Genomic DNA, 15868 nt, shown 5'->3' with positions numbered 1-15868 from the left:
AATAATGAAAATAATATTTATATTGTTCCTGTCTTTTAGTTTACAAATTGCATATTCTCAATTTTCTCAAAAAAATGAGCCATGTGACGAAACTACTTGCAACGAAAAGAATCCGGAAATTTTTATTTTTATCGGAAAAAAAATAAATGTCAGTTCTGTAAAACAGCCTGATTGTTACACTATTGAAACGGATCCGAAAACTCAAACTAATTTTGAAATCTTAGAGACAAGCATGGATTCTAAATTTAAATCGAAGTATAAGATCTTAAAAAAAATCTCTAAAAATATAAACTTTAAAATTATTGATTTTGTATCATACGACCATGCTTCAAGGGTAAGATATGATGAATTTGAAAACGTTCTTTTATTTGTTGGTAAATATTGCAATGAACTGATTCATCAAAAATACCAATATGAGCCAGTTTACAAAATGAAAAATGGAAAATGGGCATCACCTGTTTGTTGGGAATTTGATACATCCAAAAGAAAAAGCAACAAAGAACCGCATAAAGTTGATATGGCAGAACCAATTACTGTTCCTCAAATTCAATCTTACCAAAAATTGGAAGATGTTTATCGAGCACCATATTATGAAATTAAGAAAGGTAAAGTATATATGCGCTATGGATATTATCCTGAAGATTTAATAACAGAATAAAAAAAAGCTACTGATTATAAGGCTATCCGAAGCACGTATCAGGGCATTCTTTTTGCTTCGGACGCCTTATTTTACTGGACTTAGCGTAAAAACAGCTCCAATAAGCAAAAAAATTAAAATAATGATTTGTAAGGTTAAATTTCTATATTTGAAAAAAAGAATAAAAAGGAATGAAACTTTGTTAATCTACCCTATTTTGGGTGTATATACGAAGGTTTGTTTCGGATATAAACGAGTTATGCAAAATCTAATTCAGCCTTTCACTAAATTTGAAGAAAAAAAATGGCAAAACTCACGATTATTTTAGGAGCCGGTTTTTCTGCAAACGCAGGCTTTCCGTTAGCTCAAGCCGTAAACGAAAGGTTTAATAGAAATCAAACACAAAAGCTGCTTCGCATGTCGTCAAGCGAATGGTTGTGGAAAGATGATAAGGACGAAACAACAATTCATAATGGAACGATACAAGCGGATGCTAACATTTACTCTTATGTGTTCAATGAAGTTGTTAATCAATACAAACTTGAAAATGGAGATTTTACAGATTATGAAGATTTTTTTCAATATGTATTAACAAATTCACCAAAGAAAGAATGGTACAAGAATATAAACGAACAAGCATTCAATAAGTATCTTGGAGATCATCCTCATATGAACACATCTGAAGGATTAGAATATTTAGAGTATTACCGAAACTCTCACCATTCAATCATAATTGAAATTATAAATTACTTAGTTGCAGATTTATTATTTCTAAAAATTCCAGAGGATGTAATTCTAAAATTTTACAAATCTTTCGTTGACTATATCCAACAATTTGACGAAGTATCAATTTTTACATTAAATCACGATTTGTTGTTAGAAGGAATTCTCGATTATTTTGGCATTAAATATTCAAGAGGGTTTAGCGAGAAAGAATCGCCTATTTTTTACGAGGACAATCCTTTGCCTGCTTTTAACGATGATTTTTCTGATTCAAAAATAAAAATTTTCAAACTACATGGTAGTTTGGATTACTACAGATTCGAAGAAACTGAAAATTCTCAACTAACAGGCAGATACAACTATTTTTCGACAAGAGGATATCGAGCTAAACATTATGCTAGACGAGTGGATTTTAAGACAGGAAAAACCATTCAAGAAATAAATTCAGACATAATTCCGAAATTTATAACCGGAAAAAATAAACCTGAAATAATAAAAAATGACATAATGTATTCGTCTCTATTCAATCATTTTAAAAATGATATTTCTCAAGCGGAGCATTTATTAATTTCTGGTTATTCATTTCGAGATGAACACATAAATTCCGAGCTTGAAAAACAAAAAGCTATGAACGTTACTAATCAAAGACGAACTCAAAATTATCCATTTAGTGCCAAAAAAATTAATGATATAGACAGTTTTGATGATTTACACTAGACTTCGCATAACACACGCTAAGCCCAGGCTGTCGCACGAATCCTTTCGTGTGGTTACTATTAATAGAACCTAATTTTCTATATTTACTCCCCTGCTAGTGCAAGCGTCTAGCAGGAGCATTTTAAGAACCTACACTACTAATGATAATAAAAGCAGAAATAATAAGCCAACCATATTCTGGAGAATACAGCGAAAGAATTTACGACAACGAAAGCGCATGGAATTCTCAGAGTTGGACTTTTATAAAGTTTGTCGAAGAAGATTATTCTGAGTGGTGTGGACAATTTCGTGGTTTCCCTAAACAAGTTGCTATATCGACACCTAAAAACATTGTTTTAATTTTGACTTCCGACTATTTATATCAGCTTGACAGAGAAACAGGAAACTTGACAGATTTGGAAAACAAACCTCAATATCAAAATTTGACAGTAGCACCAAATGGAGATTTTATTCTCGCCGACTATTACAACTTTGAAAAAATTACAACAAACATAAAACAGAAAATTTCAATTGAAAGTCCAATACAAATGGATATGATTGAGTTTAAAAATTGGGACAAATCAAAACTTGAATTTACATGCGATGAATTCCTAAATTGGGACAGACATTTAATAATGACTTATGATAGTGTAACAAATAGGATTCAGATAAAAAACACTACATAACAGCCCAATGAAATTAAAAAAGCACTTGAAAATAAAAAATTAGAATAAATAATAACACAATGATAATCAACTCAAAATTTACGAGATACGAAGACAACAATAACATCTGGTTGTCTCAAAACGGCGAACAAGAATTTAATTTTACTGATTATGGCATTAGCCCTACTGTTCTTAGTACTGAGGCCGAAGTAGGTCAGGCCATGCTAAATGAACTTTACAGCACTGCAAAATCAAAAGAAGGTGATATTAATATTGCGCTTCTTGGCGGTAGAGGTGCTCAGGAATTGCATCGCTTGCTGGGAGAATTGGCTAAGTCATCAGAACAGGACGAACTGCTTGCCAGACTCAATGTTTTTACTCAGGATGCTCTTGCTCCTTTGAGCATGGACAATAGTTTTAGTTTTGTCAGGGATTTTGAACGAATTTTAGGTAATGCTTTTTTCAAAAAAATAAAAAGCTTTACACCAATGCGAACAGACACCAAAGATATAGAGTCGGCACTTATAGCATATTTGACAAAATTGGAAGCATTAGGTGGTTTGGATATCTTTTTTATTGGTCATGGCCCGGAAGAAAATCAAGCATCACACCTGGCTTATATTAAACCTTTTTCTGGAGCACAAAGTCATCATATTGCAGGGATTATCCCAATATCCAGTACTATTTTAGAGCACCACATTAGCAAATTTAAAGCTGGTGGAAGCCTTGTGAATGAAAGTGATGAAAAAGAATGTCGATCTGCTGAGTATATTCTCACTCTAGGCCCAGCTGCGATATTACAAGCTAAAAAGATTGTGCAGTCAGTAGTAGATGCCGATTCGGCTCCTGCTAAAATTAAAACCTACGCCAAGGTGCTGAACACCCAGCTGAGTTCCAATAAAGAAGAAGCAATACTGCAATTAAACACCAATCCAGGCTTATGGATAAGGTTACATCCTAATACTAAATCTTTTGTATTGCCTAATTTAGGGTTGTAATAGAGAAGATTTTAAAAAACACTTCGTTCCGATAGTTATCGGAATGAAGCAATAACATACCAGGCGGTTTAAGTCATTGCGAGCGATAGCTACGCAATCACACTAAAACATTCCTTGTAACACGGATTTGTAATTTTACCGAGTTGCTGAATGAGATTGCTTCGTTCCTCGAAATTACAAAATTGACTGGGTTTACATTATGAAAAATAATCGTGCTAGCTGGCCCTGACGGTAGCGGCATCCTTGTGGAGGCAGGCTTTATGCCGACACAAGATATAGCGAACAGCAGGAACTTAGTTTCTTGAATAGATTGAATGTCTGCTCGAAAAATTTAAAACAAAAAAATAGGCTGTCTTTGTGGGACAGCCTATTTTTATATCAGAATTTGAGTTATTATTTACTCAAATACATTTTTCTTCTGGAGTACAATTTGTGAAATTGAATACTTAACAGCCAAATCAAATTTTACATTTGTAAAATAGTTGACATATTTTTTTTAACTTTGCTTAAAATCAGACTCTTAATAATTAAAGAAATGGACTCTATAACTTTCAATTTACTTACCAACAAGCTTAAAAATGCTCCTCAAAGTGTTTTAGAACGTGTTATTGCTTATGTTGATACACTAATAGAGCCTACTACAATTTCTAAAACATACACCTTAACTAAAGAGCAACAACAAATATTAGATAATCAAATCAATTCTGATAAATCAACTTATACAGAAGCTGAAACGCTTTATTCTGATTTAAAAAAGAAGTATGAATTATAAGGTTATCGTTTCTCCTATCGCTTCTAAAAATATTGAAGATGCTGTTGAATATTACATTTATAAAGCCTCTAAAAAAGTAGCATTAGATTTTTTGAAAGATTACAAAACAACCTACAAAGCACTACAAATCAATCCTTTTTATCAGATTCACGATACTAATTATCATTTTTTACCTTTTACTAAGTTTCCTTACATTGCATTTTTTATTGTTGACGAACCTAGTAAAACCGTGTTTTTAAACGCCATTTTTCATACCTCACAAAATCCTGATAAATATCCGTTCAATAGATAAATAACAAAAAAAGCTCCAAATTGGAGCTTTTTTAATATCCAAATCCCTTTATTGGAATTTGGATTTTTATCTATTGAGATTTTAAAACTTTTATTTACTCAAATACATTTTTCTTCTAGAGTACAATTCGTAGAATTGGTCGTCTTTTAAGTCATCAATAAACAAGATGCTTTCTCCAGTTGATTTCATTTCTGGCCCTAATGCTTTGTTTACATTCGGGAACTTGCTGAAAGAGAAAACCGGTTGTTTGATGGCGTATCCTTTTAACTGTGGGTTAAAGTCAAAATCAGTTACTTTATTGTGTCCTAACATTACTTTAGTGGCATAGTTTACATAAGGCTCTCCGTAGGCTTTTGCAATAAATGGAACCGTACGTGAAGCTCTTGGATTGGCTTCGATAATATAAACCGTATCGTCTTTGATAGCAAACTGGATGTTGATTAAACCAACTGTTTTTAATGCTTTAGCAATTTTATTCGTATGATCTTTAATTTGTTGCATTACAAACTCTCCTAAGTTAAAAGGAGGTAAGGTAGCATTAGAATCTCCAGAGTGTACTCCACAAGGTTCGATGTGCTCCATAATTCCGATGATATATACATTACCATCAGCATCACAAATGGCATCTGCCTCAGCTTCTATCGCACCATCAAGATAATGATCTAAAAGCAATTTATTTCCAGGAATAGTTTTTAGCAGGTTAACCACATGCTCTTCTAATTCTTGTTTGTTGATTACAATTTTCATTCCCTGACCACCCAGTACATAAGAAGGACGAATCAATAAAGGGAAATCCAATTGGTCTGCTAAAGCTGAAGCTTCATCCGCTGTTTCAGCAATTCCGAATTTAGGGAAAGGAATTTTTAATTCAGTCAATAAGTCAGAGAAACGTCCTCTGTCTTCGGCTAAATCCAGTGCGTCAAAACTAGTTCCGATGATTTTTACACCGTATTTAGATAATTTTTCAGCTAATTTCAGTGCTGTTTGACCACCTAATTGAACAATAACACCTTCTGGTTTTTCATGCTGAATAATGTCGTAAATATGTTCCCAGAATACTGGTTCGAAGTATAATTTATCAGCAGTATCAAAGTCTGTAGAAACTGTTTCAGGATTACAGTTAATCATGATGGTTTCGTAACCACATTCTTTTGCTGCTAAAACTCCGTGTACACAAGAGTAATCAAATTCAATTCCTTGTCCAATTCTATTTGGTCCTGAACCTAAAACAATGATTTTCTTTTTATCAGTTACAATACTTTCATTGTCTACATAACGAGTTCCATCTGCTTTTTCAATTTCAGCTTCGAATGTTGAGTAGTAATAAGGTGTTTTTGCTTTAAACTCAGCCGCACAAGTATCTACCAGTTTAAACACACGGTTAATGTTTGAATTCATACGCAAAGTATGTACTTCACTTTCTAAACAACCCATCATGTGTGCAATTTGTCTGTCGGCAAAACCTTTTTGTTTTGCTTCTAGCAACAATTCTCTTGGCAAAGTGCTAACTGTATATTTGGCAATTTCTTTTTCAAGTGTAAAAAGCTCTTCGTATTGTTTCAAGAACCACATGTCGATTTTTGTGATTTCGTGAATTCTGCTCAATGGAATTCCCATTGCAATAGCATCATAAATTACAAAAACACGATCCCAACTTGCGTAAGTTAATTTTTCAATTACTTGTTCGTAGTTAGTGTATCCTTTTCCGTCAGCTCCTAAACCATTTCTTTTAATTTCTAATGATTGAGTGGCTTTGTGTAAAGCTTCCTGGAACGAACGTCCAATTCCCATTACCTCACCTACTGATTTCATTTGAAGACCTAGAGTTCTGTCTGATCCTTCAAATTTATCAAAGTTCCAACGTGGGATTTTTACAATTACATAATCCAAAGTTGGTTCAAAAAGAGCCGAAGTTGATTTTGTAATTTGGTTTTGCAATTCATCTAAGTTGTATCCTAAAGCTAATTTTGAAGCAATTTTAGCAATTGGATAACCCGTAGCTTTCGAAGCTAAAGCTGATGAACGAGATACACGAGGATTGATTTCAATCGCTACGATATCTTCTTTTTCATCTGGAGAAACTGCAAACTGTACGTTACATCCTCCAGCAAAGTTTCCAATACTACGCATCATCAAGATTGCGTAATCACGTAATTTTTGGAAAGTAGTATCCGATAAAGTCATAGCTGGCGCTACTGTAATCGAATCTCCAGTGTGGATTCCCATTGGATCCATATTTTCGATAGAACAGATAATTACAACATTATCATTCTTATCTCTTAAAAGTTCTAATTCATATTCTTTCCATCCCATCAAAGCTTTGTCAATCAAAACTTCGTGAATTGGCGATGCTTCAAGACCAGCAGTTAATAATTTGTCAAAATCTTCTGGTTTGTACACTATAGAAGCTCCAGTTCCTCCAAGTGTAAACGATGGACGAATTACAAGTGGGAAACCAAATTCCTGAGCAATTTCTTTTCCTCTTAAATAAGAAGTACAAATTTCAGCAGGAGCTGTAGGTACATTTATTTTTTTTAGCAATTGTTTGAACTGCTCTCTATCTTCAGTAATATTAATGGCATTTACATCAACTCCAATTAATTTCACTCCGAAATCCTGCCAAATCCCTTTTTCTTCAGCTTCTAAACACAAGTTCAAAGCCGTTTGTCCACCCATTGTAGGCAAAACAGCATCAATTTGTGGGTGTTCTTTTAGAATTTCGATGATCGATTTTGTTGTTAAAGGCTTCAAATAAATATGATCCGCCATAGAAGGGTCGGTCATAATCGTAGCAGGATTCGAATTGATAAGAATAACTTCAATTCCTTCTTCTCGAATAGAACGTGCTGATTGTGATCCTGCGTAATCAAATTCGCAAGCTTGACCAATAACAATAGGACCTGAACCTATAATTAAAACTGATTTTATGGAAGTGTCTTTTGGCATTATATTGTAATTATTGTTTTATGAAGTAATCTCTTTTATTCGATTTTTCAAGATTAAAAATGATGCAACTCACTATAAATCTTAAGTTTGAATGTCATTTTACCGACAAGATATAAAAAAAGGCGGTACTAAAAAAAGTAACGCCCTTATTTATGTTTATACAAACATTATTTTTTGTGTCTAGGTTCGCTAGAAACAGTCAATTTATGTCTTCCTTTAGCTCTTCTACGCGCAAGAACTTTTCTTCCATTAGCAGAAGCCATTCTGTCCATAAATCCGTGTTTATTTCTTCTTTTTCTTTTCGATGGTTGAAACGTTCTTTTGCTCATTGCTTTGTATCTTTAAAACTTGTTTATATGTATCTTTTATATTTCGAATAGTGCTTATTCTGAAACCGAGTGCAAATATACAAAGACTTTTTTTTCTAGCAAGAAGTTTTATAAAAATATTTTTAATTCCTTTTACTATATTTGCAAACACAAATTATACATCATCATGTTAAACAAGAATATCAAACTTATTATCGCTGGACTTATCGTAATTACTAGCATTTGGCAATTTACAGAGAACAATATTGGAAATGGAATTTTCTTATTACTACTTACTATAATTCCTATTTTTCTTTATTTCAGGAACGAATATATCCTATTAGCCTTTTTAAAATTAAGAAAACAAGACTTTGAAGGCGCTAAAAAATGGCTTTCGTACATCAAAAATCCAGAATCAGCTTTAGTAAGAAAACAACAAGGTTACTTTAATTACCTACACGGGATTATGCTTTCGCAAACTAATATCAATCAATCTGAAAAATATTTCAAGAAAGCTATTGAACTAGGATTGTCTATGGATATGGATTTGGCTGTAGCCAAATTAAATTTAGCTGGTATCGCTTTGTCACGCCGAAGAAAATTAGAAGCAACTACTTTGATTACCGAAGTTAAAAAACTAGACAAACAAAACATGTTGAAAGAACAAATCGCCATGATGAAAGAACAAATGAAAAAAATCTAACGATTTTTAAATATCAATCCCGAAGCTTCGGGATAAAATCCCAAATTCCAATTGCGAATCTGGGATTTTTTTATTGCTAAGAAAAAAAGCAATCTCAATAAAAGTTGGAATTTGGATTTTATAATTTGGGATTTTTTCCTAAAATGATATTAGGCAAATGCGTATTAAACCAACGGTATTGCGTATAAACCATAACATGCGTACCACCTTTTAGCACGGTACAATTGTTGATATTCTCAATAGGAAATATTCGGTCTTTTGTCCCATGAATATGAATCACACGATCATTAGCCACTAAGCGATTCCAAAGCACTACTTTTTCGACCGCCCATTTTAGATAATAAACATCCCGAACTGATAAAAAAGTATCATACAACTGTATGCGATTTTTCAATTTCTCTCCCAATACCATTTTTGCCAGCTTATCCAAGCTCAAGATCAAATGCATTGGAATTAATTTGTGTGCCAAAGTTGATTTGGCAAATTTGATTCGTTTAGGTAATTCCAATCTTGTTTTTACGCTCGAAATAATAATTATTTTTCTAACTTCTATTAAATCCGCTATTTCCTGAACTAGAATTCCTCCAAAAGAAACTCCTATTAAAACTGGATTTTTTTCATTTATATGCAAGGCAATTCGTTTAGCATAATCTTCTAAAGTTTCTTTTGGTTTAGGAATTTCCCATTCCAAATAATGAACGTCAAAAAGAGCAGCATCCAGCTTAATCCTTTCAAAAATCAAAGGATTTGCTGCCAATCCAGGCATAAAATAAACGGGAATTTTGCTCATATTCTAATTTGAAATTTCATATTGTTAGAAAACTAATTTAAAGTTTTTTACAAAGCATACCTAATTTTCTAAACAAGAAAACACTTTCTTAAATAGAATTATTCAAAAACCTAAAGTTAAAATTATTTGATTTTGATTACCAAATACTTAACTTTACATTTCCTCATTTTTTTTATAAAATCATTCCAACACTATTCTTCAAAAAAACAAAAAGATTATGGAAACAATTGCAACAATCGAAATTAGAGACAACACTTTTGCAAGACAATTTGAAACAACAACATCCGAAGGACTTATAACTATCGAATACTCCTTTCAAGAAAGGAAAATATTTTTAACCAAAATAAATACTCCCGAAGAATTTAAAAACGAAATATTTATTGATAATCTGATTAAACACATCTTAGATAACGCAATAGAACAGCGGTTAAAAGTCGTTCCTATTTATCCTAGAATAGTACAATTTTTCAAAAAAAATCCTTCTTACAAAGAATTACTTCCTCCTGGAATTAGATTATAAAACCAAAAAAAAGAGCATTTATTTACACAAATGCTCTTTTCTATTTTATCTTATTTCTAAAATTTATTTTTCAATTTCTCTCATACTTTCCATTTTCTTATGTGCTAAGAAACCAGAAATATCTTCAAAATGCTCCACTACTCTTTTGTTTCCAAATTCAAAAACCTTAGTTGCTAATCCATCTAAGAAATCACGATCGTGAGAAACTAAGATTAAAGTTCCTTCAAAATCACGCAACGCATCTTTAATAATATCTTTGGTTTTCATATCCAGGTGATTTGAAGGCTCATCCAGAATCAATAAATTCACCGGTTCTAGCAACAATTTAATCATTGCCAAACGTGTTTTCTCGCCTCCCGAAAGCACTTTTACTTTTTTAGTAATATCATCGCCCTGAAACATAAATGCTCCCAAAATATTCTTGATTTGCGTTCTGATGTCACCAACAGCAATCCCGTCAATCGTTTCAAAAATTGTAGCATTTTCATCTAATAACGACGCTTGATTTTGAGCAAAATACCCAATTTGTGCGTTATGACCAATTTCTAAGCTTCCGCCATCAATGCCAATTTCTTTCATAATGGCTTTAATCATAGTCGATTTTCCTTCACCATTTTTACCAACAAAAGCCACTTTCTGTCCTCTTTCGATAACAATATTAGCATCTTTAAAAACCACATGATCTCCGTAAGATTTAGATAAATCTTTAACTACAACAGGATATTGCCCTGAACGAGCAGCTGGTGGAAATTTCAATTTCAAAGCTGAATTATCCACTTCATCAACCTGAACAATAACTAATTTTTCTAACATTTTCACACGCGACTGAACCGCATCGGTTTTAGAAAAAGTTCCTTTAAAACGATCAATAAAAGCACGATTATCAGCAATCATTTTTTGTTGTTCATCGTATGCTTTTTGCTGATGAACTCTACGGTCTTTTCGCAATTCTAAATAATGAGAATATTTGGCTTTATAATCGTAAATTCTTCCCATCGTAACCTCAATAGTACGATTGGTAATATTATCAACAAAAGCCCTATCATGCGAAATAACCACCACCGCCTTAGCCGAATTAATCAAGAAATCCTCTAACCATTGAATACTTTCAATATCCATGTGGTTTGTAGGCTCATCCAGCAAAATCAAATCGGGTTTACGCAATAAGATTTTTGCTAATTCAATTCGCATTCTCCATCCTCCAGAAAACTCCGAAGTTTGACGTGTAAAATCTTCACGAACAAAACCCAATCCAATTAATATTTTCTCTACTTCTGCTTCGTAATTGATTTCTTCGATAGCATAAAATTTTTCGCTTAAGTCTGAAACTCTTTCGATTAATTTCATGTACTCATCACTTTCGTAATCCGTACGAACAGTTAATTGCTCATTGATTTCGTCAATCTCTGATTTCATAGCAAAATATTCAGAAAAAGCTTTAGATGCTTCTTCCATAACCGTTGCACCATCAGTAGTCAATAAATGCTGCGGTAAATAAGCCACAACTGCATCTTTAGGAGCAGAAACACTACCAGTTGAAGGCTTAGAATTCCCTGCAATAATTTTTAGTAAAGTTGATTTTCCAGCACCATTCTTACCCATAAGGGCAATTTTATCATTCTCATTAATAGCGAAAGAAACATCGCTAAATAGTGTTGTTCCACCAAATTGTACCGATATATCGTTTATTGTAATCATTGTAAAAAGTTAGAAGTTAGAGGTTGGAAGTTAAAAGTTTCTACCCTCAATAAATTTAAAAGCGCAAAGATAGATTAATTAAGTAATTTGTTGCTATAAAATAAAAGCTTCTAGTAACAACCTGAAATGGGATACTAGAAGCTTTAAAATACTGTCAAAAAATGGATTATTTTTCTCTTTCTTTATTTAATGTATTCCAAATATGTGCATTAGTAACTCCTATTTCTTCTGGAACAAAAACAGGATCTTTACCTTGTTTTTTCTGTTTTTCATAATCCAATAATGCTTTTAAAGCTGGTTTTTGCAAAAGAAGAATAGCCACAATATTAAACCAGGCCATTAAACCAACACCTATATCTCCAATTGCCCATGCCAACTTAGCCTGATTTACTGCACCATACATGATAACAAGCATCATGATTACCTTTAAAACATAATAAAAAACAGGCGATTCTATTTTTCGAGTCAAATAAGAAATATTAGTTTCTGCAATATAATAGTAAGCAATAACAGTGGTAAAAGCAAAGAAAAACAAGGCTATAGCAACAAAGTAAGAACCAAATCCTGGAAAAACTGTATCCATAGCATTTTGCGTGTAAGCTGGCCCTACTGCAATATTATTTAATCCGTGATATAAAAATTCTGAGGCTCCACCAGCAGCAAAACTTGGATCATAAACATTATACATTCCGGTAATCAAAATCATGAACCCCGTAGCTGAACACACAAACAGAGTATCAATATACACCGAAAAAGATTGTACCAAACCTTGCTTAGCTGGATGGGAAACATTAGCAGCAGCAGCAATATGCGGTGCAGTTCCTTGACCTGCTTCATTCGAATAAATCCCTCTTTTCACACCCCATTGAATAGCTAAACCAAAAACAGCTCCAAAACCCGCTTCCATATCAAAAGCACTTTTGAAAACCAAACTAATTACTCCTGCTAATTGATCAAAATTTACTGCAATAATTATTAATGCCAATAAAATATAACCTATAGCCATAAACGGAACTACGTATTCTGTAAACTTAGCAATCCTTTTCACTCCTCCGAAAACAATAGTTCCAAACAAAACCACCATTCCCAATCCTGAAATCCATGTTTCAACATTAAAGGCATTTTTGATTCCCTCAGCCACCGAATTTGCCTGAACTCCTGGTAAAAAAGCACCCGCCGAAACTACCGAAACAATGGCGAATAAAATTCCAAACCATTTCATTCCTAATCCTCTTTCAATATAAAAAGCAGGTCCTCCACGAAATTCTCCTAGATGTTTTTCCTTATAAATTTGTGCCAATGTCGCTTCAACATAAGCAGTACTTGCTCCTAAAAAAGCGACCATCCACATCCAAAACATAGCACCAGGCCCACCAAAAGCGATGGCCGTAGCCACTCCTGCAATGTTTCCAGTACCTACTCTACCTGCCAGAGACATGGCCAAGGCTTGAAAAGAGGAAACCCCAGAATCAGTACTTTTTCCATCAAATAGAAGACGGCACATTTCTTTAATATGCCTTAATTGTAAAAAACGAGTTCGTATTGAAAAATAAAGCCCTGTACCCAAACATAAAATGATTAAGCCGTTACTCCAAATAACATCATTTATCATCCCAACAAATTCTTCCATATCTTATTTATTAATTTGTCATCAAAAAAACAACAAAACAATCATTTATCAAACATTTTTTCAATAAATAACGCAAAACAACCTAAAAACAAAAAAATACTCTATCCATTACAGACAAAGTATTTTTATATTATCGGAATAAATAATTCCTCAATTACTCTTTACGCCACTTTTTAGTTTCTTCAAAAATATGTTCTAAAATGGCAGCTTCTTTTTCATCAAATTCAATATTTCTTCTTCCCATAACTAACTTAGCTGTTTCGAAAGCCTTTTTTGTGGTATAAGTTGCAAAACCAGCCGCTCCGCCCCATGAAAAACTTGGAACAAAATTGCGAGGAAATCCGCTTCCAAAAATATTAGAACTCACCCCAATAACCGTTCCTGTATTAAACATCGTGTTTATTCCACATTTACTATGATCTCCCATCATCAAACCACAAAACTGCAATCCCGTTTTAGCAAAACCTTCCGTTTCATAACTCCATAATTTTACTTCGTCATAATTGTTTTTCAGGTTCGAATTATTACTGTCTGCGCCAATATTACACCATTCTCCTAAAACTGAATTTCCTAAAAATCCATCATGTCCTTTATTTGAATGACTAAACAACACCGAATTATTAATCTCTCCTCCTATTTTAGAATACGATCCTACAGTAGTTGCTCCATAAATTTTAGCGCCCATTTTCACCACCGCTCCTTCACAAAGTGCAAAAGGACCACGAATGGTTGTTCCTTCCATTATCAAAGTATCTTTACCTATATAAATAGGACCAGTCGAAGCATTTAAAGTTACAAATTCCAATTGAGCTCCTTCTTCAATAAAAATATTCTCTGCAGCAATTACATTGACACTTTTTGGAATAGCTTGCGACTTTCTATCTTCGGTTAAAAACTCAAAATCCTCACGGATTGCCGCAGCATTTTTAGAAAAAATATCCCAGGTATTCATCACCGTTAAACATTCCTCACTATATTCGATAATTTCATAACTATCAAAATCTACTTCTTCCTGACTATCATTGGTATAAAAAGCAATTACTTCTTCTCCTTTAAAAATGGCTTGATTGGGCTCTAAATTCGAAACCATTTCTGCTAAAACTTCATTGGGAAGAAAGGAAGCATTAATCATTACATTCTCTTCTAATTCTACCATTGGATATTTATCAGACAAATATTCTTCGGTCAAAGTAGTAATGGTCGAACCTAAATATTTTTCCCATTTTTGACGAATTGTTAAAATTCCAATCAAAATATCCGCTACTGGACGAGTAAAAGTAAATGGCAATAAAGCATTACGAGCAGGCCCGTCAAAAAGTATATAATTCATAAGAGTAGTCTATTTATTATTTGAGGTTTTTCTTAAAACCCGAGTCAAAGTTACCAAAGTTTTCAAACAGATAAAAATAAAAAAGCCTCCCAAAAAGGAAGGCTTTAAATATTTCAAAAACAAATTAAAATTATTTAATATGTTTAGCGTATTTAGTTTTGAATTTATCAATACGTCCTGCAGTATCGATAAGTTTAGATTTACCAGTATAAAAAGGGTGAGAAGTTCTAGAGATCTCCATTTTTACAACTGGGTATTCAACACCGTCAACTGTAATTGTCTCTTTAGTATCAGCAGTAGATTTAGTAATAAAAACTTCGTCATTTGACATGTCTTTAAAAGCAACTAATCTGTAATTTTCTGGGTGTACACCTTTTTTCATCTTGAATCTTTTTTATTTGTTTGGCTATAAAACATTTTGAAGCTTCTCTTTTAACAGAAAAGGTATAAAGGAATTATAACTTTTTATTTTTAATATTATTTTGAGGATGCAAAAATACAATTATTTTTCAATAAACAAATGTTTATTTCTTTTTTTTATATAAAGCGCTAAAAACAGTTTTTTGCTCTTCAATATAGAGGGAATTACTATATTTGTTGCTTAATTGAAAGTATCGAACAATGATTCACGAAACCATTAAGAAAAACGGCATTACTTTTGGAATTATAACTGGATTAACTTCTGTTTTAATCACCTCACTAATCTACTCCATTGATTTAAATTTATTTACCTCTTCTTGGATTGGTTTCACTAATTTAGTTTTATACCTTATTATTGCGATTGTATTATTAAGCAAGACAAAAAAAGAATTTCCAGGTATTTTCACCTACAAAGATGCTTTTACAACTTATTTTATTTCGGCACTAATTGGAATTTTAATATCACTTATTTTCAACATAATACTTTTTAATTTTGTCGATCCTTCAGCCAAAGATACTATTAAAGAATTAACCATTAAATATATGATTTCTGCAATGGAGAAATTTAATGCTCCCGCATCAACCATTAACGGAGCTGTTAAAGATTTACAAGAAAATGACCAATTTTCTATTGTAGGATTATTAAAAGGTTCTCTTTCTAATATTGTTTTCTGTACTATTTTTGGTTTAATTTTAGCTGCTTTCTTTAAAAGCAAATCTCCATCACAAGAATAAAATCG

16 protein-coding genes are annotated in these 15868 nt (G+C 32.7%); 9 read left to right on the top strand and 7 right to left on the bottom strand.

The annotated features are described in order from the left end of the window. Positions 1 to 4: 4 nt before the first annotated feature. From AAGV33_RS06870 to AAGV33_RS06845, 6 genes are all read left to right on the top strand, one after another. Complete coding sequence (locus tag AAGV33_RS06870) at positions 5 to 658, top strand: hypothetical protein (RefSeq protein WP_373391222.1); 654 nt, start codon at positions 5 to 7, stop codon at positions 656 to 658. 282 nt (positions 659 to 940) lie between these two features. Further along, on the top strand, positions 941 to 2077 hold the full coding sequence (locus tag AAGV33_RS06865; protein WP_373391221.1) for an SIR2 family protein: 1137 nt from the start codon (positions 941 to 943) through the stop codon (positions 2075 to 2077). 140 nt (positions 2078 to 2217) lie between these two features. Next, positions 2218 to 2742: a hypothetical protein gene (locus tag AAGV33_RS06860; protein WP_373391220.1), complete on the top strand. Its 525-nt coding sequence runs from the start codon at positions 2218 to 2220 to the stop codon at positions 2740 to 2742. Positions 2743 to 2801: 59 nt separating this feature from the next. Next, positions 2802 to 3719: a hypothetical protein gene (locus AAGV33_RS06855; RefSeq protein ID WP_373391219.1), complete on the top strand. Its 918-nt coding sequence runs from the start codon at positions 2802 to 2804 to the stop codon at positions 3717 to 3719. A gap of 535 nt (positions 3720 to 4254) precedes the next feature. Continuing rightward, positions 4255 to 4491 (top strand): hypothetical protein, encoded by a 237-nt coding sequence (locus AAGV33_RS06850; RefSeq protein WP_373391218.1) that lies wholly within the window; start codon positions 4255 to 4257, stop codon positions 4489 to 4491. Then, the gene (locus AAGV33_RS06845; protein WP_373391217.1) at positions 4481 to 4783 is read left to right on the top strand and encodes a type II toxin-antitoxin system RelE/ParE family toxin; all 303 of its coding nucleotides are present in this window, start codon (positions 4481 to 4483) and stop codon (positions 4781 to 4783) included. The genes AAGV33_RS06850 and AAGV33_RS06845 overlap by 11 nt, the downstream gene beginning before the upstream one ends. Before the next feature lie 90 nt (positions 4784 to 4873). Here AAGV33_RS06845 and carB read toward each other — a convergent pair whose 3' ends face one another. Next, positions 4874 to 7729, bottom strand: a complete 2856-nt coding sequence (carB, locus tag AAGV33_RS06840; RefSeq protein WP_373391216.1) for a carbamoyl-phosphate synthase large subunit — start codon at positions 7727 to 7729, stop codon at positions 4874 to 4876. 167 nt (positions 7730 to 7896) lie between these two features. Continuing rightward, positions 7897 to 8058: a 50S ribosomal protein L34 gene (gene rpmH / locus AAGV33_RS06835; protein WP_008464848.1), complete on the bottom strand. Its 162-nt coding sequence runs from the start codon at positions 8056 to 8058 to the stop codon at positions 7897 to 7899. A 166-nt stretch (positions 8059 to 8224) separates the two neighbouring features. Between rpmH and AAGV33_RS06830 the strand changes: the two genes are divergently transcribed. Continuing rightward, positions 8225 to 8740: a DUF2892 domain-containing protein gene (locus AAGV33_RS06830; protein ID WP_373391215.1), complete on the top strand. Its 516-nt coding sequence runs from the start codon at positions 8225 to 8227 to the stop codon at positions 8738 to 8740. Positions 8741 to 8858: 118 nt separating this feature from the next. On the opposite strand, the gene AAGV33_RS06825 is transcribed toward AAGV33_RS06830, so the two are convergent. Continuing rightward, a complete protein-coding gene (locus AAGV33_RS06825) occupies positions 8859 to 9530 on the bottom strand; it encodes an alpha/beta fold hydrolase (protein ID WP_373391214.1) in 672 nt (223 codons plus the stop codon). A gap of 217 nt (positions 9531 to 9747) precedes the next feature. Here AAGV33_RS06825 and AAGV33_RS06820 point away from each other — a divergent pair, with 217 nt between their 5' ends. Next, on the top strand, positions 9748 to 10050 hold the full coding sequence (locus tag AAGV33_RS06820) for a GNAT family N-acetyltransferase (protein WP_373391213.1): 303 nt from the start codon (positions 9748 to 9750) through the stop codon (positions 10048 to 10050). A 63-nt stretch (positions 10051 to 10113) separates the two neighbouring features. Here the strand turns inward: AAGV33_RS06820 and AAGV33_RS06815 are convergent, their stop codons facing one another. From AAGV33_RS06815 to AAGV33_RS06800, 4 genes are all read right to left on the bottom strand, one after another. Next, the gene (locus AAGV33_RS06815) at positions 10114 to 11748 is read right to left on the bottom strand and encodes an ABC-F family ATP-binding cassette domain-containing protein (RefSeq protein ID WP_373391212.1); all 1635 of its coding nucleotides are present in this window, start codon (positions 11746 to 11748) and stop codon (positions 10114 to 10116) included. A 166-nt stretch (positions 11749 to 11914) separates the two neighbouring features. Further along, positions 11915 to 13378, bottom strand: coding sequence for an alanine/glycine:cation symporter family protein (locus tag AAGV33_RS06810; RefSeq protein WP_373391211.1), 1464 nt, complete (start codon positions 13376 to 13378; stop codon positions 11915 to 11917). A 154-nt stretch (positions 13379 to 13532) separates the two neighbouring features. Then, positions 13533 to 14708 (bottom strand): GlmU family protein, encoded by a 1176-nt coding sequence (locus AAGV33_RS06805; protein WP_373391210.1) that lies wholly within the window; start codon positions 14706 to 14708, stop codon positions 13533 to 13535. 130 nt (positions 14709 to 14838) lie between these two features. Beyond that, a complete protein-coding gene (locus AAGV33_RS06800) occupies positions 14839 to 15090 on the bottom strand; it encodes a type B 50S ribosomal protein L31 (protein ID WP_373391209.1) in 252 nt (83 codons plus the stop codon). Between the two features lie 239 nt (positions 15091 to 15329). On the opposite strand from AAGV33_RS06800, the gene AAGV33_RS06795 reads away from it, so the two are divergent. Then, positions 15330 to 15863 carry a DUF4199 domain-containing protein gene (locus AAGV33_RS06795; protein ID WP_373391208.1) on the top strand — a complete coding sequence of 178 codons (534 nt, stop codon included), beginning with the start codon at positions 15330 to 15332 and terminating at the stop codon, positions 15861 to 15863. Positions 15864 to 15868: the final 5 nt, after the last annotated feature.

Source organism: Flavobacterium magnesitis (genome assembly GCF_041729735.1).
Taxonomy (GTDB): Bacteria; Bacteroidota; Bacteroidia; order Flavobacteriales; family Flavobacteriaceae; genus Flavobacterium; species Flavobacterium magnesitis.
The sequence above is the reverse complement of the archived record's forward strand: the minus strand, read 5'-3'. Positions and strand labels throughout refer to the sequence as shown.